Genomic DNA, 364 nt, shown 5'->3' with positions numbered 1-364 from the left:
TCCCCGCGCCCCTTAGGTGGGAAACCTGAGCGGTGTTTTTAGGAGCCCCTGTGGATTTTGGATTCGCTGGTGAGGACGAAGAGTTTCGGGTCGAAGCTCGGGCCTGGCTGTCCGCGCATGCCGAGAGTGGTCAGGACCGTCGTGCTTGGGAGCGCACTCTCGGTAAAAGCGGCTGGATCGGGCTGGGTTGGCCCGAAGCCGGATATGGGAATCGCAGCGCCACTCTCACTCAACAGGTCGCCTGGGCCGAGGAATACGCTCGGTCGGACGCGCCGCCCCGGTCCGGGCATATCGGGGAGAACTTGCTTGCTCCCACCCTCATCGCGCATGGCACCGATGCGCAGAAGTCCCGTTTTCTGCCTGC

General features: G+C 63.7%; 1 protein-coding gene. It reads left to right on the top strand.

Going from position 1 to position 364, the window contains the following annotated elements; translation table 11 throughout:
- Positions 1-50: 50 nt before the first annotated feature.
- A partial coding sequence (locus tag JHN45_RS52635; protein WP_201056622.1) for an acyl-CoA dehydrogenase family protein occupies positions 51-364 on the top strand: 314 nt, incomplete at its 3' end.

It is taken from the genome of Streptomyces sp. MBT53, assembly GCF_016654115.1.
Lineage (GTDB): Bacteria > Actinomycetota > Actinomycetes > Streptomycetales > Streptomycetaceae > Streptomyces.
This window is presented reverse-complemented; position numbering and strand designations above follow the sequence as displayed.